Source organism: Methylobacterium sp. FW102-HT35C08 (genome assembly GCF_058790235.1).
Genome location: NZ_JBYTCL010000002.1, coordinates 2628573 through 2646741 on the forward strand (window position 1 = coordinate 2628573; position 18169 = coordinate 2646741).

The window sequence follows — 18169 nt, forward strand, 5'->3', positions numbered from 1 at the left end:
ACCACCTCCACTTCCACCTCCTCCCCGCCTGGGGGAGGAGAGCCTGTCGCGGATCCGGGATCGTCCTGAGATGGCCACCTTCCACTTCGATTTCGTCGGCCCCGAGCGGACGCTGTATTCCGGCGAGGTGAACGCCGTTCAGCTGCCCGGCACCGAGGGTGAGATGACCGTGATGCCGGGCCACGCGCCCGTGCTGACCTCCCTGCGCGTCGGCGTCATCGTGGTCACCGAGAGCCAGGGCAGCGGCAAGCGGATCTATGTCCGCGGCGGCTTCGCCGATATTGGGCCGACGTCCGTGACCGTGCTCGCCGAGCGCGCTGCGCCGATCGAGGAGCTGACCCACGAATCCCTCGACCGGGACATCGAGGCGGTCGAGATGCAACGCGATGCCACCGAGGATCTGCAGAAGCGCGAGGAGCTGAACGGCCAGATCGTCCAGCTGCAGGAAACCAAGGCGCTCCTGAAGCTCTGATCCCGGTTCAGCGGGCGCTGTCCAGCGCCCGCGCCAGCAGGTCGGCCCGCGCCGCCGCGCCCATTGGGCAGCCGCGTTCCAGCCAGACCTTCCGAGCCGCGGCGAGTCCGCGGCCGATTGCGGGGCCGGGCGCGATGCCCGCCGCCACCAGATCCGCGCCCGCCAGCGGAAAGACCGGCGAACCGCCCTCTCCGCTGAACGCGTCGAGAACCATCCGTGCTTCCCCGGTCAGTGCAGGGCGCGGCTCGCCGGCGACGATCGCCAGGGCATCGGCCAGCGGCGCCAGGCCATGCTGGGCCGCCAGCGCCCGCAAAGCCGCGCCGTCGAGCGCGGCTTGATCGTGCAGCGCGGCGAGAACATTCGCGTAGTCGGTGAGCTGGGCGTGCTCGCTCTTGGAAAGCCTCAAGCGGATCTGCAAGCGGTCGGCATCGTGACGGGCGCCGACCGCGAGGGCCGCGAGGCGCAGGATCGGAGACATCTTCGCGGCTGACGCGCGTTCCAGTCGCCCGAGCTCGCCGACGCCGCCGGTGATCCGGAGCAGCAAACCGGTACCGCTCAGGGTCGCCACCAGGGCCGCACCGCCGGAGGCCGCCAGCAGCTTCAGGAATTCCGCGCGGACGCGCTCGCGCGACAGCCGGTCCAGGCTGTCGCGTGCGGCCACGCAGGCAGCGAGTGCTTCCGCGTCAGGGGGGCCGCCGCCGAACCTGGCGTGGAAGCGGAAGAAGCGCAGGATCCGCAGGGCGTCCTCGCGGATGCGGGTCGCGGGGTCGCCGATGAAGCGCACCCGGCCGGCTTCCAGGTCCGGAAGACCGCCGACGGTGTCGTGCAGCCGGCCGTCCGGACTGAGCGAGAGCGCGTTGACCGTGAAGTCGCGCCGCTCGGCATCACGGGCGAAATCGTGACCGAACCGGACGACGGCATGGCGTCCGTCAGTCTCGACATCCTCGCGCAGGGTGGTGACCTCGATCGGTCCGTCCTCGGTGACAAGCGTGACGGTGCCGTGCTCGATTCCGGTTGGAACCGCCTTTAGCCCCGGGGTGCGTCCCGCGGCGGCAATCACCGCTTCGGGCAGCAGCGTCGTCGCGAGGTCGATATCGGCTGACGGCGTCCCCAGAAGCGCATCGCGGATGCACCCGCCAACCAACCGGGTCTCGGCGCCGGGTGCATCCAGGGCGGCGAGCGCCTGACGCACCCCCCGGCGATCGAGCAGGGCCGAGAGGCCGCCGCGTTCGAGGTCGCGCCTCACCGGAAGCCACCCGGGACGAGCCGACCGTTCTCCATGTGGGTCGGGACGTAACCGCCGGCGCGCCGCTCGGAGAACAGGCCTTCGTAGACGAGCGTGCCGATCACCACCGCCAAGCCGGCGAGGATGAGGCGCCAGAGATGGGCGTCCCAATGTACCCGGCGCAGCGGGTTGCGCCCGGCCAGGACGAGATAGATCAGGAACAGCGCGAAGGGGATGAGGAAGAGGCCGAACTCTTCGAGGACGCGACGCAGCATGGCGATTCGTAGCCTATCCCGCCGACCGGCGGACCTGACTCGGCTCCGGTTCCGGGTAGAGCCGCTCCCGCAAGTTGTTGAGGATCCCGGCGGTGACGCCCCAGATCAGACGTTCTCCGAAGGGGAGAGCGTAGAACCATCGGGTTCGACCCTGCCACTCCCGCGACCGCAACCGGTAGCGCTCGCGATCCATCAGCACCGACAGGGGCACCTCGAAAACGTCCGCGACCTCACTGGGGTTCGGCCGGAATGTCGCCTCTTCGGAGACCAGACCGATGACCGGTGTCACGAGGAAGCCGGTTCCGGACAGGTACGGGTCGATATAGCCGAGCAGGCGCACCGATTCGGGCGGCAGGCCGATCTCCTCGAATGCCTCCCTAAGGGCTGCATCCGCCGGTCCCGGATCCGACGGATCGATCTTTCCGCCGGGCAGCGCAACCTGACCGGAATGATCGCGCAGGTTCGCGGCGCGCTGCGTCAGTACGAGGTTCGGCCCGGCGGCACGGAAGACCACCGGGACCAGCACCGCGGCCCGCCGGTGCGGCGGGGGCGGAATCAGGGCCGCGCCGTCCGGATCCAGGCTGTGGTCACCGCGCGGATTGGAGGTCGGATCGTCCGGTCCGGGCGGATGCGGCGACAGACCGGATGCGGCCCGAGCCAGAAAATCGGCGAGGGAATCGCTCACGCGGCGGAGGCCGGCGCAATGCGGTGGAAGACGCCGCCGGCCCAGAGGCCGAGCCAGGGTTGCCCGTCGATCACGCGGTCCTCGGCCAGATCCACCAGGTCGTAGGTCAGCGCCCGGGTGATCAGCGCCCACAGGCCGCCCCGGACGTGGAGGTAAGGCTTGAGCGCGCCGTCGGGCCCCTCCTCGAAGCGCAGGGCGTGGTCCGCGTCGACGCTCACCAACTCGTCGACATTGGTGCGGAACGCAATGCGCCGCGCCTCTCCCGTGCCATCGACCGCCATCTCGACGGCGACGAAGACTGCGTCCTCAACGGTGATCCCGACGCTCTCCACAGGCGTAACCAGAACAATGCGCCCGTCCGGCTCGCGCCGCAAAATTGTGGAGAACAGCTTGACCATCTTGTCGCGCCGGATCGGCGAGCCGTTGTGGTGCCACGTGCCATCGGCCGCGATGCGGATGTCGATCGCGCCGCAATAGGGCGGATTCCATCGCTCGACCGGCGGTAGCCCGCGCTTCGGCAAATCCCCCAGAGCCGCACTGAGCCGGCTCAAGGTGGGGTCGTCTGAGGGGAAATCCGCGGTCATGCCCGCTACAGATAGCGCTCCGCAGCGTCGTCAGCCATGGCCGATGACACGGTCTCTCCGGCGCGGACCCGCGCCGGAGCCGCAGGATCCTTCAACGGCGATTTAGGCCGGACCTGCGCCCTGCGTGTTCACCGTCAGGGCATAGATCGACTGGCTGGCCGCCATGAACAGGCGGTTCCGCTTCGGGCCGCCGAACGTGAGATTGCCGCAGACCTCCGGCAGGCGGATCCGCCCGATCAACGTCCCCGCCGGACTCCAGACCGTGACGCCGTTATAGCCGACCGCGCGGCCGGCATTGCTCGACACCCAGAGATTGCCATCGACGTCGGTTCGCAAGCCGTCGGGCCCGCATTTGACCCCATCGACGACGCAATCCGCGAACAGGCGCTTGTTCGACAAGGCGGCGCCGCTCCCGACATCGAACGCGTAGATCTCACTCTTGCCGCCGGGGCCCGTGTCGCCGGGTCCCTTCCCGGTGGAGCAGATGTAGAGCGTCCGGTGATCGGGCGAGAAGCACAGGCCGTTCGGATCCGGAACCTGATCGTCGGTGAGGACCCGATCGATCCGGCCGGTGGAATCGATGCGGTAGAGCGCATTGGGCAGGACGCGCCGCGCCGTCACGACCCCGGCCGGCTGCCCGAGCCGCGGATTGAGATGGCCCTTCGGGTTCGAGGGGCCGCCCGCCTCGTCCGGCAGCCCTTCGTAGAGCTGGCCGCCGTAGGGCGGATCCGTGAACCAATAGGAGCCGTCGATGTGCTGGACCACGTCGTTGGGCGCGTTGAAGGGTTTGCCTTCGAAGCTGTCGGCCAGCACCGTCGCCGAGCCGTCGAGTTCGTAGCGGACCACCCGACGGGCGGCGTGCTCGCAGGACACTTGCCGGCCCTGGCGGTCGAAGCTGTTCCCGTTCGAATTGCCGCTCGGTGCGCGGAATACCGAGACGTGCCCGTCCTCCTCGAGCCACCGCAACTGGCGATTATTCGGGATGTCGCTCCATACGAGGAAGCGCCCGACGGCGTTCCAGGCCGGTCCTTCCGCCCAGAGCGCACCGGTCCAGAGACGGCGAATGGCGCTGTTCGGCACCACATACGCATCGAAGGTCGGGTCCACCGTGATCACGTCGGGATCGGTGAAATAGGTGGTCGGTGCCGCACCGGGTCGGAAGTCCCGCGGCGGATCGGTGATGGTGCTGGGCGGCGCCGGTCGAGCCGCTGCGCTGCCGCCTGTCGCGAGGACGGTCCCGGCGGCCGCGAGAACGGCACGTCGCGACGGCGCGACGCGCCCGCCTGCGGCCCCTTCAACGAACGGATTCGTCTGCGGATCTGGCATGCGGCCCCCCAGCCTTTGCCCGCTCCAATCGGCGGCGCAAGCCGCGATACTAGGACTGATATCCTGATTTCGGTCAACCCGGACGCCGCCGCAGGATCTTCCAGACGCCGTCGGCCGAGGCCAGAAGGCGTGTGCCCTCACGAACGTCGCCCCGCATGAACACGAGGGAGCCGGTGCGCTTGACCACCTGCGGACGGATCTCGACCCAGTCGCCGAGACGCCCGACATCGATGAACTTCATCTCCAGCTGAATGGTCACGCAATTGGCGCCGTCGGCAGCGCGCATGGCAGTCTCGCCGAGGGCGCGGTCGGCGAAGCTCATCAGCATGCCGCCATGGACGACGCCGATCAGGTTGGCGTGCTTCTGCTCGGCCCGGAACGCGTAGGCGCCGTCCGTGCCACGGATGTGCAGCGGGCCGACATGGGCGATGAAGCCTTCGTCCTGCACGAGCGTCCAGCCGGCTGCAGATGGGTCGAAGACGTTCGTCTCGGTCGTCATGGCGTCCTATCCGAATATCGGGAACGTGGAAGGGGCGGCCGGGGTCACGTCCCGCGCGGCTTAGCCCGGCGTGTCGGAGCCTCGCTGAGCGGATCTTCCGGCCAGGGATGGCGCGGGTAGCGCCCGCGCATCTCCGCGCGCACCGCCGCCCAGGAACCCCGCCAGAAACCCGGCAGATCGCGGGTGATCTGGATCGGCCGGTGCGCGGGCGAGAGCAGGTGCAGCACGAGCGGACGTCCGCCGGCGACGGGATGACGGTCGAGGCCGAACAGCTCCTGCACCCGGACGGCCAGCACCGGTTCCTCGGCCCCGTAATCCACCGGGATGCGTGAGCCGGTGGGCACCTCGACATGGGTCGGCGCCTCCGCGTCGAGGCGGGACCGGAGCTGCCAGGATACGAGGCTCTGCAGGGCTCCCGCGAGGTCCTCGGCCGTGATCGCCGCGACGGAGGTTCGGCCGACGAGCGCCGGTGCGAGCCACGTGCCCGCACTCGTGGTCAGGGCCTCATCCGACAGGTCTGGCCAGCCGTCGCCTTCTGTGGCGTGCAGGAACTGCACCCGGGCTCGCCACTGCGACAGCGCCGGTGTCCAGGGCAGCCTGTCGAGACCGAGGGCGGCGATGCCGTTCGCCAGGATCTCGGCGCTCTCCGGCTCCGCCGGGACCGGCAAGGGCCGCGCGCCCAGGTTGACCGCGCCCAGGCGCCGGACAGCCCGGGCTCGGAGGGCGCCGGCCGGTGGGTCGAAGGTGATCTCGGTGCGGGATTCGATCCGGCTGGCGAAGAGCCGCTCGATCGCCTCCGGTTCGATCGCCGCCGCGGCGAGGATCCGGGCCTGTCCGGCCGCGCCGGCCAGCTCGGCGACGACCAGGTAGGTCTCCCGCGCGAGGGGGCTCGCCAGGTCGAGGCGGCCAGCCCGGCCGCTCGCCATCACGAACTCGCCGTCCCGGCCGCGATTCCGGGCGATACGGTCGGGATAGGCGAGCGCCAGGAGCGGGCCGGCCGATGCCGGCCGATCCTGCGGGCCGTCGCCGGCGATCCGCGCCCAGCCCTGCGCGAGCCGGCGCATGTCGGCGGCCCGGCCGCCGCGATCCTGCCGGAAGCGCTCGATTCGCGCGTCGAGGTCGATGCCGTCGCCGCCGAGCCCGCGCTCGACCAGCACGGCGGCGAGATCCGCTGCCGCGCGCGCCTCGCCTGCGTCGGCCGCGACCGTCACCATGCGGGCGAGGCGGGGCGGCAATGGCAGCGCGCGCAGACGGCTGCCGGTCTCGGTGAGGCGCCCGTCCGCGTCGAGCGCACCCAAATCGACCAGCAGGGCGCGGGCCTCCGCCAGGGCCGGCGCCGGCGGCGGATCGAGGAACGCCAATCTTCGCGGATCGGCCACGCCCCAGGCGGCGCAGTCGAGCAGCAGGCCCGCGAGATCCGCCGACAGGATCTCCGGCCGCGAGAACGGTTCGAGAGCTTTGGTGCCGGCCTCGGACCAGAGGCGCCAGCACAGCCCCGGCTCGGTGCGGCCGGCGCGACCCCGGCGCTGGTCCACGGAGGCCCGGGATGCGCGGGCCGTGACCAGGCGTGTCAGGCCGAGGCCCGGCTCGTAGACCGGCACCCGCGCCAGCCCGGAATCGACCACGATCCGGACGCCCTCAATGGTCAGCGAGGTCTCGGCGATGCTGGTGGCGAGAACCACCTTCCGGGTTCCGGCCGGTGCCGGCGCGACCGCGCGATCCTGCTCGGCCGGTGTCAACGCGCCGTACAAGGGGGCAACCTGAACCTCCGGATCGACCCGATCGGCCAGGAGGTCGGCGGTCCTGCGGATCTCCGCCTGCCCGGGCAGGAACACCAGGACGGATCCCGGATCGGCGCGCAGCGCCCGCAGCGTGACGTCGGCGACCGAATCCTCGATCCGCCGGTTCGGGTCGCGCTCGACGTAGCGGGTTTCCACCGGAAAGGCGCGGCCCTCGGAGGCGATCACCGGTGCCTCGCCCATCAACCGCGCGACCCGGGCGCCGTCGAGCGTCGCCGACATGACGAGGATGCGCAGATCCTCCCGCAATCCGCCCTGCGCGTCGAGCGCCAGCGCGAGCCCGAGATCGGCGTCGAGGGAGCGCTCGTGGAACTCGTCGAACAGGACCGCGCCGATGCCGGAGAGTTCCGGATCGTCGAGGATCATGCGGGTGAACACCCCCTCGGTCACGACCTCGATCCGGGTGCGCGCCGAGATCTTCGAGCCCAGCCGGACGCGCAGGCCCACCCTGCCGCCGACCGGCTCGCCCAGAGTCTGGGCCATGCGGGCGGCGGCGGCCCGTGCCGCCAGCCGGCGCGGCTCCAGCAGGATGACCTTGCGATCGGCGAGCCAGGGAGCGTCCAGCAGATCGAGAGGCACCCGCGTGGTCTTGCCGGCGCCCGGCGAGGCCACCAGCACGGCGCCATTCCGAGCGGCCAGGGCCTGGCGCAGATCCGGGAGCGCCGCCTCGATCGGCAGCACGGTTGAGGGAGCAGGCATCGTTGCCGCTGATGGCGCGGCCCGCCGCTCAGCGCAACCTTTCCGACCGGCCGGTGACGGCGCGCGGGTTTCGGTACTGCTCCGGTCATTGAGGCCCTGGCCGATCGCGCGGGCAGACGCGATCGTGCCGCGCGAGAACAAGAAAGCCCGGGAGTGAAACGATGACACGTCTTTGCCGCGCGCTGGCGCTGGCCGCGCTACCGGTCGCCGTCCTGTCGACGCTCGCGGCGGCGCAGGCCCAGGACCGACTGCCGACGATCCAGCCGCAGGATTACACGCCGGAGCAGAAGCAGGCCGCCGAGGCCTTCGCGCAGGCGCGGGGCAAGCCGCCCTTCGGCCCGTTCGAGCCGCTGATGTACTCCCCCGAGGTGATGACCCTGGCCCGATCGATGGGCGATTACCTTCGCTACAAGCCCAAGATCGGCACCACGCTCTCGGAGCTGGTGATCCTGATGACCGCCCGACGCTGGACGCAGGATTACGAATGGTACGTGCACGCCCCGATCGCCCAGAAGGCCGGGATCGCACCCGAGATCATCGCGGCGATCCGGGACGGGCGGAGGCCGGCGCAAATGAGCGAGGACGAGACGACCGTGTACGAGTTCACCTCCGAGCTGCAGGACACCAAGCGCGTCTCGGACGCGACCTTCGCCCGGGCCGAGGCCCGGTTCGGCAAGGCCGGCGTCGTCGATCTGGCGGCGATCTCGGGCTACTACACCTTCCTGGCGATGGAGCTGAACGCGGCGCGCTACGCGATTCCCGCCGACGGCAAGCCCCTGCCGCGGATGCCGGAGTGACCGGCCTTATCCACAGACGTGAAGAAGCTGGATCCCCGTTTTCCACAGGCTTTCGGCGGGCGACCGAGGAAGCATCAGGGGCGTTGACCAAACGTTAACCATTGTGGCCTGTTCTCTTTTCGTTCGCGACCGCAACGAAGGAGGCCACGATGCTGACCCAAGCCGCTGCCGCGCGGGAGGACCATGCCTGTCCGGTCGAGGCGATCAGCGCCGCGTATCTCGATTTCGCCGGCGGCGATGCCGGGATCGCCCTGCGCTGCGCCATCGCCGACGCCCTGTCCGACCTGATGGAGGCCGAGCGGCGGACCCGGGAGCGTAGCCGTCTGATCTCCCGCGGCTATATCCGCGCCCTGCCCGGCGCGGTCGGCGAGCCGGCAAGCTGAACGGTGGCTGTAGAGCGACTTCAGGCGCGGTGCAGCGCGTTTATGGGATGGTCTGATCCGTGATCCGGGACGCCTCCGGCGTCCCGCGCTTCCCTCGGAGACAGGTCATGACACGCATCGCTCTGCTCTCGGCCGCCGCGCTGATCGGCGCGGGCACCCTGGCCTCCACGGCCGCGGAAGCCCGCGGCGGCGGGGCCATCGCGGCCGGCATCATCGGCGGCCTCGCCGCCGGCGCGCTGATCGGCGCCGCCACCCAGGCCCGCGCGGCCCCCGGCTACGGCTATGGCTATGCGGATTACGGCTACGCCCCGGCCCCGGTCGTGGTGCGGCCGGCCCCCGCCTATCGCGTCTACGAGGAGGACGCTCCGGTCTACGCCACGCGACGGACGGTGACCTATGAGCGGGTGCCCGTCGGCTACGGTCCGGCCCGCCACTGGCACCGGGATTGGGACGGCGGCGACGGTTATCGCGGCTGGTGAGGCACCGGATGACTTGAATGCTGCGGCGAGACCGGGCTGAATTCGGTCTCCCGCAACCAGACCGACGGATCCATGCTGGTTCATGAAGGCGAGACGCGCACCGCCGAGGCCGACCGGGCGCTCGCCCTGTCCCTCGCGGCGGTGGCCGGCGCGTTGAACACCGCGGGTTTCTACGCCGTCGGCCTCTTCGCCTCGAACATGACCGGGAACGTCTCGGCGATCTCCGACCGTGCCGGCACGGGCGATCTCGCCCTGGCGGCCCAGGCCTGCCTGCTCGTCATCCTGTTCGTGCTCGGCGCCGCGACCGCGACGCTCCTGATCCGCCGCCGCCGCCGGACGGCCGGGCCGAGCGCCTACGCCTACGGCGTCTGCGCCGAGGCGATCCTGCTGGTCGCCGTCGGCCTGCTGGTACTGCCGCTCCACGAGCCAGTCCGGAGCCACGCCCTGGTTCTCGGCCTGAGCTTCGTTCTGGGCCTGCAGAACGCGGCCGTGACCAAGATCTCCGAGTCGCGCGTGCGCACCACCCACGTGACCGGCCTGATCACCGATATCGGCATCGAGCTCGCCCGCTGGCTCGACCGCGGCGCATCCGTCCCAGATCCGCTGAAGCCGCACGATCCCGAGCGGCTGCGGCTGCACCTGCTGACCGTCGCGGCGTTCCTGGTCGGCGGGGTGGTGGGCGTAGTGGCCTATCGCCTCATCGGCGTGGCGCTGCTGTTCGCGGCGGCCGGGATCCTGGCCAGCCTCGCCCTCCCCGCCCTCAGGCGCTGATGTCGAGGATCTGCCCCATCATGCGATCAGCGGTCCGGGCCACCGCGGCGTTCAGCGCGAAGGCCGACTTCGATCCGATCAGGTCAGCGGCGGCCCGGGACAGGTCGAGCTGGGCGGCGGGCGGCAGGGCCGTGTCGCCGACCGGGGCACCGCTCGCCGCGATGGTCTCGGCGGCTTTCCCGAGTCGGTCGGTGGCCCGGGTCATGCCGGTCGCGGCGGTCTGAAGGGCGTCGATCATGCCGGAATCTCCCGGGGCCGACCCTGACAGGGAGTCGACAAGGCCCGGTTTCGGCGATCGCTCAAATGCGAGCGATCCCAGGCGACGCGCGCCGCCGGTGCATCAACCCTTTGGCGCGCATACCGTGATCGCGGAGGCTCCGCCGTAGGGTCGATCCGCATGGGCGATCATCTGCGCGGCGACCTCACAGGCCTGCTTGCTGTTGAACTCGACGGATCCAACGGCGGAGCCCGATCCAGCCAGCATGATGATCAGCACGTACACCAAGCCCAGTCCCTCCGGCGCCTCGGACCAACGGCGGCGCGGGGCAGAGTGTATCGGGCGGCGGATGGTTTGTGAGCGCGCTGGTGCGGACGGCGGGACTCGAACCCGCACGGCCTTGCGGCCGCAAGATTTTAAGTCTCGTGCGTCTACCGGTTCCGCCACGTCCGCATGCCGCCTTCGGTAGCGGTCGCTGCGAGCCTGATCAAGCGGGGGGCGTCCAGCCGTAGAGCCAGGCGTAACGGTCGCGCATGCCGTCCGGGCCGAGGCGGGCCATTACGGTGTTGCGCGCGAGCGAAACCAAGGCGCCGGCATGGTAGGTCCGGCCATTACTCCGCGCCGCCTTCTGGACCCGCCGCACCCGGGCGGTCCGGGCGTCGGAGAACCCGGCGAGCGCCGCTGGCACATCCGCGTGATCCGCAAGGGCGCGCGTCAGGACGGCCGCATCCTCGATCGCAAGGGCCGCGCCCTGCGCGAGATAGGGCAGGACCGGATGGGCCGCGTCACCGATCAGCGCGATCCGGCCGCGAGCGAGCGGGCGCGCCACGGCCCGGTCGGCGAGCGACCAGACCAGCCAGGAATCCGGCAGGCGCAGGAGGTCGCGCAGGGGGGGCGCGCAGCCGCGGAGATGCCCGCGCAGCACGGCCGGCTCCCCGAGACGGCCCCAGCCCTCGTCGCCCACCGCCTCGGGGACGACGGCCACGACGTTGAGGAACTGGCGGTCCCGCACCGGATAATGCACCACATGCCGGCCGCGGCCGAGCCACAGCCCGGTCGCGGCGCCGCGCAACATCTCCGGAGCCGCCTCCATGGGGACCAGCGCCCGCCACGCCGCGGCCCGACCCGGGCGCAGCGGGGCCGCATCGAGATGGGGCCGCAGGCGCGAGCGCAGCCCATCCGCCCCGATGGCGAGATCGAAGGCGAGATCCTGGGAGCCGCTTGCCCCCTCCACCGTCAGGACAGCCTCGGACGGCGTCTCGGCGAGCGCCGCGACGGTGCGTCCCATCATCAGGCGGATCGCCGGACGGCTGCGCAGCGCGTCGAGCAGCAGCGTCTGCAGGTCGGCCCGGTGGATCACGTAATAGGGCGCGCCGAATCGCCTTTGCGCCTCCGCGCCGAAGGCGACGCCGCCGATGCGACGGCCGCTGTCGAGGGCCCGCACCTCAACCCCGGGCGGCTCGCTCGCCGCCCGGCGCAGGGCGGCCGAAAGGCCCAAGGCGGCCAGAACCCTGCTGGCGTTCGGCGAGATCTGGATGCCGGCTCCGACCTCGCTGAAGCCCGTGCGGCGCTCGATCACCGTGACGGCGTGGCCGGCATCCGACAGGGCGAGCGCCGCCGTGAGACCGCCGATCCCGGCCCCGACGATCCCGATGCGCAGAGGTCGAAGGTCCGAAGACACTGCGAGTGCGCGCCTACTCCGCCGCGAGCTTGGTGTCGTCCCGCCACACGCAGGCCTGCGGCTCCGCCTCGTCGGCCTTCAGGCCGGCGCGGTAGCGGTAGAGCGTCGAGCAGTACTGGCAGATAATTTCGGAGTCGGCGCCCATGTCGAGGAAGACATGCGGGTGGTCGAACGGCGGCAGCGCGCCGATGCACATGAACTCCTTAACGCCGACCGTGATCACCGGGACGCCCGGCTCGTTGTGGAAGTGCGGTACCGCCTTGCCTGCCATCCGGCCCTCGCCTGACCCGAACCCGATTGCGCGGCGACTCTGCCTGCGCACGCCCGGGTGCCTCGCGGCCGCTTATGCCGCCAGCCCCGCGACCGGCGCAAGCCTCGCCCGCCTCTGCCCGGGCCCCGCTTGGCCTGCCGCGTCCCAGACCGTACATAGGTCGCACGCCCGATTGATGACCCGCGAAAAGTCCCGACGATGCAGCAGGAACAGGCCACCGCGCAGGGCACGCGCCGCGCCCCGGAGCCGCCGATCCACGGTCCCGAGGGCTTTGAGGGGATGCGCCGGGCCGGCCGCCTCACGGCCGAGGCCCTCGATCTGCTGATGGAGGCGACTCAGCCCGGCGTCACCACCGAGGCGCTCGACAAGCTCGCCTACGAATTCGCCATGGATCACGGCGCCTATCCGGCGTCGCTGCTCTATCGCGGCTATCCGAAGTCGATCTGCACCTCGATCAACCACGTGGTCTGCCACGGCATCCCGAACGACAAGCCGCTCCGCGAGGGCGACATCGTCAACCTCGACATCTGCCTGATCCTCGATGGCTGGCACGGCGATTCGAGCCGCATGGCCTATGTCGGCGAGGTCCCGCGCAAGGCGCAGCGCTTGTGCGAGATCACCTACGAGGCGCTGATGCGCGGCGTCGCGGCGGTGAAGCCCGGTGGCTCGACCAACGATATCGGCCGGGCGATCCAGACCTATGCGGAGAGCGAGCGCTGCTCGGTCGTGCGCGACTTCTGCGGGCACGGGCTCGGGCGGACCTATCACGATGCGCCCACGATCCTGCACTACGTCGAGGCGAGCTACGACGTTCCGTTCAAGCCCGGCCAGTTCTTCACGGTCGAGCCGATGATCAATCTTGGGCGGCCCGCCGTGAAGGTGCTGGGCGACGGCTGGACCGCCGTGACCCGCGACCGCTCGCTCTCGGCCCAGTTCGAGCACACCGTGGGCGTCACCGAAACCGGCGTCGAGATCTTCACGATCTCGCCGAAGGGGCTGCACCAGCCCGTCAATCCCGCCGCCTGACCGGCCGTGATCCCCGGGGCGGACGACGGTGACGCGGGGCTGTTCGCCGACAGCGCCGTTCCGTCCCCTGTCGAGAAGGAGCCGCCCCACTATCACGGCCACCGCGACCGCCTGCGGGAGAAATTCGCGGCTGGCGGCGGCGACGCCTTGCCTGATTACGAACTGCTCGAGCTGGTCCTGTTCCGGGCGATCCCCCGGCGCGACGTGAAGCCTCTCGCCAAGGCCCTGGTCGCCCGGTTCGGCAGCTTCGCCGAGGTGGTGAGCGCCGAGCCGGCACGGCTCATGGAAGTGGAGGGTGTGAGTGCCGGGGTCGCCTCCGACCTGAAAGTGATCGAGGCCGCCGCCCGGCGCCTCGCCCGCGGTGCTGTTCGCGAGCGCGCGCTGCTCGATTCGTGGAGCGCCCTCCACGAGTACCTGCGCGCCACCATGGCGTTCGCGCCCCGCGAGGAATTTCGCGTGCTGTTCCTCGACAAGCGCAACCATCTGATCGCCGACGAGGTGCAGGGCCGCGGCACCGTCGACCACACGCCCGTCTATCCGCGCGAGGTCGCCCGCCGGGCTCTGGAGCTTTCGGCGACCGCCATCATCCTCGCCCACAATCATCCCTCCGGCGATCCGACGCCGTCCAGCGCCGACGTGGCGATGACCCGCGAGATCGTGAGCGTGCTGGCGCCGCTGAAGATCGTCGTCCACGACCACGTCATCCTCGGCAGGAACGGTCATGCCAGCCTGAAAGGTCTGAAGCTGATCTGATCCTCCGGCCGCCTTGAGCGTTATCGCCTGCGGCTATAGCCATGAACGCGTGGCGCGCCTCTTGCCTCAAGAGCGGGAGCGTAGGGGAGGAGCGAGATGGCGGTGACGGCCTTCGACGAGATGAACGGATTCGGCACCGGTGCCGCTGATCCGGCCGCCGTTCGCGACGCTTACGGTCAGCTCAAGGCGTGGCTGGACTCGACGCCGCCGGAGCATTTCAACACCCGCCGCAGCCAGGCCGAGCTGCTGTTCCGCCGGATCGGCATCACCTTCGCGGTCTACGGCGACAACGAATCGACCGAGCGCCTGATCCCGTTCGACATCATCCCCCGGGTGATCACCAAGCCGGAATGGGGCTTCCTGGAGCGGGGACTGAAGCAGCGGGTCACCGCCATCAACCTGTTCCTGAAGGACATCTACGGCGCCCAGGAATGCATCAAGGCCGGCATCATCCCGGCCGACCTCGTCTACCGCAATGCCCATTACCGCATGGAGATGCGCGGCTTCCGCGTGCCGCATGACCTCTACGTGCACATCGCCGGCATCGATATCGTCCGGACCGGCGAGAACGATTTCTTCGTGCTGGAGGACAACGCCCGCATCCCGTCCGGCGTCTCCTACATGCTGGAAAACCGGGAGGTGATGCTGCGCCTGTTCCCGGACCTGTTCTCCAAGCACCGGGTCGCGCCGGTGGAGAACTACCCGGACGCCCTGCTCGCCACCCTGCGCAGCCTCGCGCCGGGCTCGGCGACCCGCGACCCGACCGTCGTGCTGCTGACCCCCGGGCGCTACAATTCCGCGTTCTACGAGCACTCGTTCCTGGCCGACAAGCTCGGCGTCGAGCTGGTCGAGGCGTCCGACCTCTTCACCAAGGACGACGTCGTCTACATGCGCACCACCGAGGGGCCGCGGAAGGTCGACGTGATCTACCGCCGCCTCGACGACGACTTCCTCGACCCGCTGGTCTTCCGCCCGGATTCGGTCCTCGGCGTGCCGGGCCTGATGAACGCCTACGAGCGCGGCTCCGTGACCCTCGCAAACGCGGTCGGGACCGGTATCTCGGACGACAAGGCGGTCTACAGCTACATGCCGGAGATCGTGAAGTTCTTCACCGGCGAGGAGCCGATCCTGCACAACGTGCCGACCTATCGCTGCCGCGAGAAGGACGCGTTCGCGTACGTGATGGACAACCTGTCCGAACTCGTCGTGAAGGAGGTCAACGGCTCGGGCGGCTACGGCATGCTGGTCGGGCCGCACGCGAGCAAGCGCGAGCTCGACGACTTCGCCAAGAAGCTCAAACATGCTCCGGACGGGTTCATCGCGCAGCCGACCCTGTCGCTCTCCACCTGCCCGACCTTCGTGGCCTCCGGGGTTGCCCCGCGCCACGTCGACCTGCGGCCCTTCGTGCTGTGCGGCGCCGATCAGATCCGCATCGTGCCGGGCGGACTGACCCGGGTGGCGCTGAAGGAAGGCTCCCTGGTGGTCAATTCCAGCCAGGGCGGTGGCACGAAGGACACCTGGGTGCTCGACGCCTGAGGGCCATAACGTCCGGACGTTCCGAGGCGCGGACATCGTGGTCCGCACGACTTGGCTGAAGACCGATGCTTTCCAGGACTGCCGACAACCTCTTCTGGCTCTCGCGCTACGTCGAGCGGGCCGACTTCGTCGCCCGCATCCTCGACGCGGCCCACCGCTTCGCGTCGCTGCCGACGAGCTACGGCGGCGGCGGCAGCAACGAGTGGGATTCGGCCCTTGCCTCGGCCGGCGATCCGGACGCGATCAAGACCCATTACAGTGCGGTGAACGCCGACACGGTGTGCGACTTCTTGGCGTTTAGCCCGCACAACCCATCGTCGATCCGCTCCTGCATCGAGGCGGCCCGCGAGAATGCCCGCTCGGTGCGCACGGCGCTCACCACCGAGATGTGGGACGCGATCAACGGCGCGTGGCTGGAGCTGCGCAATTACGCCGGCAAGGACCTGAACCGCGACGAGTTCGGCCGCTTCCTCGACTGGGTGAAGACCGTCTCGCTGACCTTCGACGGCTCGGCCTTCCGGACGATGCTGCGCAACGACGCCTTCTGGTTCACCCGGCTCGGCACGGCGATCGAGCGGGCCGACAACACCGCCCGCATCCTCGACGTGAAGTACCAGATCCTGTTGCCGCACGACGAGACGGTGGGCGGCAGCCTCGACTACTTCCAATGGACCACGATCCTGCGCGAGGTCTCGGCCTTCAACGCCTATCACTGGGTCTACCGGGAGAGCATCAAGCCGCTGCTGGTCGCCGACCTCCTGATGCTCAACAAGCAGATGCCGCGCTCCTTCGCGAACTGCTACGGCGTCATCGTGGAGTATCTCGACCTGATCGCCGATTCGTATGGCCGCCGGGGCCCGAGCCAGCGGCTCGCCGGTAACATGCTCGCGAAGCTCGACGGCGAGGATATCAACCGGGTGTTCGCCGGGGGGCTGCACGAGTTCGTGGAGGCGTTCATCGCCGAGAACAACAGCGTAGGCGAAGCGATCGCCAAGCAGTATCTGGTCGGCTGAACGAGACGGACGGGACAGCGCATGCGCATCCGCGTGGTTCACGAGACCATCTACACCTACGAGCAGCCGGCCCGCGGGCTGGTGCAGGTCCTGCGCCTGACGCCGCGCGACCATGACGGGCAGTACGTCCGCACGTGGCGGATCGACACCACCGTCGACGGTCGCCTGACCGCCCGCGAGGACGGCTTCGGCAACGTCGTCCACTGGTTCACGCCGGACGAGGCGGCCGACGCCCTCACCATCCGCGTCACCGGCGAGGTCGATACTGACGACACGAACGGCATCGTCCGCGGTACGGTCGAGCGCCTTCCGGATCAGTTCTACCTGCGCGACACGGACCTGTGCGCCGCGAGTCCGGAGCTGCACGCTTTCGCCGAGCGCGTCGCCACGGAGGGCGACGGCGCTGTCCTGGCCCTGCTTCACCGGCTGATGAGTGCGGTCCAGAACGCCGTCGCCTACGAGCCCGGTCCCGCGAGCAACGCGGTTCCGGCCGCCAAAGCGTTCGCGGCCGGCAGCGGCGTCTGCCAGGACCTTGCCCACGTCTTCATTGCCGCCGCGCGCCACGTGGGCATCCCGGCCCGCTACGTCGCCGGCTACCGGGCCCGGGACGACGGCCAGGCGGATGTCGAGGCGCCCCACGGATGGGTCGAGGCCCTGGTCCCGGACCTCGGCTGGGTCGCCTTCGACCCCTGCTACGACGTCAGTCCGGCGGACAATTACATCCGCGTCGCCACGGGTCTCGACTACCTCGGCGCGGCGCCGATCCGCGGCAGCCGCACCGGGGGTGGCACCGAGACACTGGACGTGAAGCTTCGGGTCGAGCAAGGCAGGGCCTCCGCTCAATCCTGATCGTTCAGACACCGGTCCGCCGACCGCACGAGGCCCGAAGACGATGACCTACTGCGTCGGTGTCCTGGTCGAGGAAGGACTGGTTATGGTCGCCGATACCCGCACCAATGCGGGGCTCGACGACATCTCGACCTACCGCAAGCTCCACCATTTCAACGTGCCGGGCGAGCGGGTGATGATGCTCGCTTCGGCGGGCAACCTCTCGATCACCCAGTCGGTGCTCAGCCTGCTCCAGGAGGGCGTGCCCGGCGAGGAGGACGGCGAGCCGCCGCAGAAGCTCGTCGAGGCGCCGACCATGTTCCAGGCGGCGCAGCTGATCGGCCGGGCGATCCGGCGGGTACGATCGATCGAGAAGGATGGGTTCGAGGCCGCCAATATCCGGTTCTCGATCTCGCTGCTGTTCGGCGGTCAGATCGGGAACGGCGAGATGCGGCTGTACCTGATCTACTCGGCCGGCAATTTCATCGAGTGCAGCACCGACGCGCCGTTCCTCCAGATCGGCGAGCACAAATACGGCAAGCCGATCCTCGACCGGGCGATGAAGTACACGACCGAGCTGTACGACGCCCTGAAGGTCAGCCTCGTCTCGATGGATTCGACCATGCGGTCGAACCTCGGCGTCGGCCTGCCGATCGACATCGCCCTGGCTCGCCGGAGCGCGCTGACGCTGGAGGTGAACCACCGGATCGAGGCCGGCGAGGGCTATTTCCACGACCTGCGCGAGCGCTGGTCGGCGGCGCTCCGGGCCGCGCACCGGGCCATTCCGCGCCCGCCATATGGGCCTTCCAAAGCCTAGAGCAGCCACATCATCGGCCGTCTTTGCTTCGCT

The 18169-nt window shown here is 69.9% G+C and carries 22 protein-coding genes and 1 tRNA gene; 11 read left to right on the forward strand and 12 right to left on the reverse strand.

The window, feature by feature from the left end:
• The first annotated feature begins 70 nt into the window (after positions 1 to 70).
• Positions 71 to 472 (forward strand): F0F1 ATP synthase subunit epsilon, encoded by a 402-nt coding sequence (locus AC3WSN_RS12515; protein ID WP_492538330.1) that lies wholly within the window; start codon positions 71 to 73, stop codon positions 470 to 472.
• Positions 473 to 479: 7 nt separating this feature from the next.
• On the opposite strand, the gene AC3WSN_RS12520 is transcribed toward AC3WSN_RS12515, so the two are convergent.
• The 7 genes from AC3WSN_RS12520 to hrpB all read right to left on the reverse strand — a co-directional run bounded on the left by AC3WSN_RS12520 (position 480) and on the right by hrpB (position 7564).
• A complete protein-coding gene (locus AC3WSN_RS12520) occupies positions 480 to 1718 on the reverse strand; it encodes a CCA tRNA nucleotidyltransferase (protein ID WP_492538332.1) in 1239 nt (412 codons plus the stop codon).
• Positions 1715 to 1972 (reverse strand): DUF6111 family protein, encoded by a 258-nt coding sequence (locus tag AC3WSN_RS12525; RefSeq protein WP_192708997.1) that lies wholly within the window; start codon positions 1970 to 1972, stop codon positions 1715 to 1717. Before AC3WSN_RS12525 ends, AC3WSN_RS12520 begins: the two co-directional genes overlap by 4 nt.
• A gap of 13 nt (positions 1973 to 1985) precedes the next feature.
• Positions 1986 to 2657 (reverse strand): CoA pyrophosphatase, encoded by a 672-nt coding sequence (locus tag AC3WSN_RS12530; RefSeq protein WP_192708998.1) that lies wholly within the window; start codon positions 2655 to 2657, stop codon positions 1986 to 1988.
• The gene (locus tag AC3WSN_RS12535) at positions 2654 to 3241 is read right to left on the reverse strand and encodes a DUF1285 domain-containing protein (RefSeq protein ID WP_192708999.1); all 588 of its coding nucleotides are present in this window, start codon (positions 3239 to 3241) and stop codon (positions 2654 to 2656) included. The genes AC3WSN_RS12530 and AC3WSN_RS12535 overlap by 4 nt, the downstream gene beginning before the upstream one ends.
• 102 nt (positions 3242 to 3343) lie before the next feature.
• Positions 3344 to 4567: an SMP-30/gluconolactonase/LRE family protein gene (locus AC3WSN_RS12540; protein ID WP_492538335.1), complete on the reverse strand. Its 1224-nt coding sequence runs from the start codon at positions 4565 to 4567 to the stop codon at positions 3344 to 3346.
• A gap of 73 nt (positions 4568 to 4640) precedes the next feature.
• A complete protein-coding gene (locus AC3WSN_RS12545) occupies positions 4641 to 5066 on the reverse strand; it encodes a PaaI family thioesterase (RefSeq protein ID WP_192709001.1) in 426 nt (141 codons plus the stop codon).
• A gap of 44 nt (positions 5067 to 5110) precedes the next feature.
• Positions 5111 to 7564 carry an ATP-dependent helicase HrpB gene (gene hrpB, locus AC3WSN_RS12550; RefSeq protein ID WP_492538337.1) on the reverse strand — a complete coding sequence of 818 codons (2454 nt, stop codon included), beginning with the start codon at positions 7562 to 7564 and terminating at the stop codon, positions 5111 to 5113.
• Between the two features lie 161 nt (positions 7565 to 7725).
• On the opposite strand from hrpB, the gene AC3WSN_RS12555 reads away from it, so the two are divergent.
• The 4 genes from AC3WSN_RS12555 to AC3WSN_RS12570 all read left to right on the forward strand — a co-directional run bounded on the left by AC3WSN_RS12555 (position 7726) and on the right by AC3WSN_RS12570 (position 9994).
• Positions 7726 to 8361 carry a carboxymuconolactone decarboxylase family protein gene (locus AC3WSN_RS12555; protein WP_492538340.1) on the forward strand — a complete coding sequence of 212 codons (636 nt, stop codon included), beginning with the start codon at positions 7726 to 7728 and terminating at the stop codon, positions 8359 to 8361.
• A gap of 149 nt (positions 8362 to 8510) precedes the next feature.
• Complete coding sequence (locus AC3WSN_RS12560) at positions 8511 to 8744, forward strand: hypothetical protein (RefSeq protein WP_492538342.1); 234 nt, start codon at positions 8511 to 8513, stop codon at positions 8742 to 8744.
• Positions 8745 to 8851: 107 nt separating this feature from the next.
• Positions 8852 to 9223, forward strand: a complete 372-nt coding sequence (locus AC3WSN_RS12565) for a hypothetical protein (RefSeq protein ID WP_492538344.1) — start codon at positions 8852 to 8854, stop codon at positions 9221 to 9223.
• A 72-nt stretch (positions 9224 to 9295) separates the two neighbouring features.
• On the forward strand, positions 9296 to 9994 hold the full coding sequence (locus tag AC3WSN_RS12570) for a YoaK family protein (protein WP_492538346.1): 699 nt from the start codon (positions 9296 to 9298) through the stop codon (positions 9992 to 9994).
• On the opposite strand, the gene AC3WSN_RS12575 is transcribed toward AC3WSN_RS12570, so the two are convergent.
• The 5 genes from AC3WSN_RS12575 to AC3WSN_RS12595 form a co-directional block, all read right to left on the reverse strand.
• Positions 9984 to 10232, reverse strand: a complete 249-nt coding sequence (locus tag AC3WSN_RS12575; protein WP_492538348.1) for a flagellar protein — start codon at positions 10230 to 10232, stop codon at positions 9984 to 9986. The two genes, AC3WSN_RS12570 and AC3WSN_RS12575, sit on opposite strands and share 11 nt — an antisense overlap.
• A gap of 102 nt (positions 10233 to 10334) precedes the next feature.
• Positions 10335 to 10499, reverse strand: coding sequence for a hypothetical protein (locus AC3WSN_RS12580; RefSeq protein ID WP_192709008.1), 165 nt, complete (start codon positions 10497 to 10499; stop codon positions 10335 to 10337).
• Positions 10500 to 10577: 78 nt separating this feature from the next.
• A tRNA-Leu gene (locus tag AC3WSN_RS12585) sits at positions 10578 to 10664 on the reverse strand.
• A gap of 34 nt (positions 10665 to 10698) precedes the next feature.
• Positions 10699 to 11892 (reverse strand): FAD-dependent monooxygenase, encoded by a 1194-nt coding sequence (locus AC3WSN_RS12590; protein WP_492538350.1) that lies wholly within the window; start codon positions 11890 to 11892, stop codon positions 10699 to 10701.
• Between the two features lie 13 nt (positions 11893 to 11905).
• Positions 11906 to 12163, reverse strand: coding sequence for a zinc-finger domain-containing protein (locus AC3WSN_RS12595; RefSeq protein WP_492538352.1), 258 nt, complete (start codon positions 12161 to 12163; stop codon positions 11906 to 11908).
• A gap of 198 nt (positions 12164 to 12361) precedes the next feature.
• On the opposite strand from AC3WSN_RS12595, the gene map reads away from it, so the two are divergent.
• The 6 genes from map (at position 12362) to AC3WSN_RS12625 (ending at position 18136) form a co-directional block, all read left to right on the forward strand.
• A complete protein-coding gene (map, locus tag AC3WSN_RS12600; RefSeq protein WP_192709010.1) occupies positions 12362 to 13189 on the forward strand; it encodes a type I methionyl aminopeptidase in 828 nt (275 codons plus the stop codon).
• A 6-nt stretch (positions 13190 to 13195) separates the two neighbouring features.
• Positions 13196 to 13942 carry a RadC family protein gene (gene radC, locus AC3WSN_RS12605; RefSeq protein WP_373323685.1) on the forward strand — a complete coding sequence of 249 codons (747 nt, stop codon included), beginning with the start codon at positions 13196 to 13198 and terminating at the stop codon, positions 13940 to 13942.
• Between the two features lie 96 nt (positions 13943 to 14038).
• On the forward strand, positions 14039 to 15478 hold the full coding sequence (locus AC3WSN_RS12610) for a circularly permuted type 2 ATP-grasp protein (protein WP_192709012.1): 1440 nt from the start codon (positions 14039 to 14041) through the stop codon (positions 15476 to 15478).
• A 65-nt stretch (positions 15479 to 15543) separates the two neighbouring features.
• Positions 15544 to 16491 (forward strand): alpha-E domain-containing protein, encoded by a 948-nt coding sequence (locus AC3WSN_RS12615; protein WP_492538355.1) that lies wholly within the window; start codon positions 15544 to 15546, stop codon positions 16489 to 16491.
• 21 nt (positions 16492 to 16512) lie between these two features.
• Positions 16513 to 17340, forward strand: coding sequence for a transglutaminase family protein (locus AC3WSN_RS12620; protein ID WP_492538357.1), 828 nt, complete (start codon positions 16513 to 16515; stop codon positions 17338 to 17340).
• Between the two features lie 43 nt (positions 17341 to 17383).
• Positions 17384 to 18136, forward strand: a complete 753-nt coding sequence (locus AC3WSN_RS12625; protein WP_492538359.1) for a proteasome-type protease — start codon at positions 17384 to 17386, stop codon at positions 18134 to 18136.
• The last annotated feature ends 33 nt before the right edge of the window (positions 18137 to 18169 follow it).

Excerpts from the sequence above, each read along its gene's own strand:
- AC3WSN_RS12515 (WP_492538330.1), top strand. The coding sequence starts at position 71 with ATGGCCACCTTCCACTTCGATTTCGTCGGCCCCGAGCGGACGCTGTAT.
- AC3WSN_RS12525 (WP_192708997.1), bottom strand. The coding sequence starts at position 1,972 with ATGCTGCGTCGCGTCCTCGAAGAGTTCGGCCTCTTCCTCATCCCCTTC.
- AC3WSN_RS12535 (WP_192708999.1), bottom strand. The coding sequence starts at position 3,241 with ATGACCGCGGATTTCCCCTCAGACGACCCCACCTTGAGCCGGCTCAGT.
- AC3WSN_RS12540 (WP_492538335.1), bottom strand. The coding sequence starts at position 4,567 with ATGCCAGATCCGCAGACGAATCCGTTCGTTGAAGGGGCCGCAGGCGGG.
- AC3WSN_RS12545 (WP_192709001.1), bottom strand. The coding sequence starts at position 5,066 with ATGACGACCGAGACGAACGTCTTCGACCCATCTGCAGCCGGCTGGACG.
- hrpB (WP_492538337.1), bottom strand. The coding sequence starts at position 7,564 with ATGCCTGCTCCCTCAACCGTGCTGCCGATCGAGGCGGCGCTCCCGGAT.
- AC3WSN_RS12555 (WP_492538340.1), top strand. The coding sequence starts at position 7,726 with ATGACACGTCTTTGCCGCGCGCTGGCGCTGGCCGCGCTACCGGTCGCC.
- AC3WSN_RS12560 (WP_492538342.1), top strand. The coding sequence starts at position 8,511 with ATGCTGACCCAAGCCGCTGCCGCGCGGGAGGACCATGCCTGTCCGGTC.
- AC3WSN_RS12565 (WP_492538344.1), top strand. The coding sequence starts at position 8,852 with ATGACACGCATCGCTCTGCTCTCGGCCGCCGCGCTGATCGGCGCGGGC.
- AC3WSN_RS12570 (WP_492538346.1), top strand. The coding sequence starts at position 9,296 with ATGCTGGTTCATGAAGGCGAGACGCGCACCGCCGAGGCCGACCGGGCG.
- AC3WSN_RS12575 (WP_492538348.1), bottom strand. The coding sequence starts at position 10,232 with ATGATCGACGCCCTTCAGACCGCCGCGACCGGCATGACCCGGGCCACC.
- AC3WSN_RS12595 (WP_492538352.1), bottom strand. The coding sequence starts at position 12,163 with ATGGCAGGCAAGGCGGTACCGCACTTCCACAACGAGCCGGGCGTCCCG.
- map (WP_192709010.1), top strand. The coding sequence starts at position 12,362 with ATGCAGCAGGAACAGGCCACCGCGCAGGGCACGCGCCGCGCCCCGGAG.
- AC3WSN_RS12610 (WP_192709012.1), top strand. The coding sequence starts at position 14,039 with ATGGCGGTGACGGCCTTCGACGAGATGAACGGATTCGGCACCGGTGCC.
- AC3WSN_RS12615 (WP_492538355.1), top strand. The coding sequence starts at position 15,544 with ATGCTTTCCAGGACTGCCGACAACCTCTTCTGGCTCTCGCGCTACGTC.
- AC3WSN_RS12620 (WP_492538357.1), top strand. The coding sequence starts at position 16,513 with ATGCGCATCCGCGTGGTTCACGAGACCATCTACACCTACGAGCAGCCG.
- AC3WSN_RS12625 (WP_492538359.1), top strand. The coding sequence starts at position 17,384 with ATGACCTACTGCGTCGGTGTCCTGGTCGAGGAAGGACTGGTTATGGTC.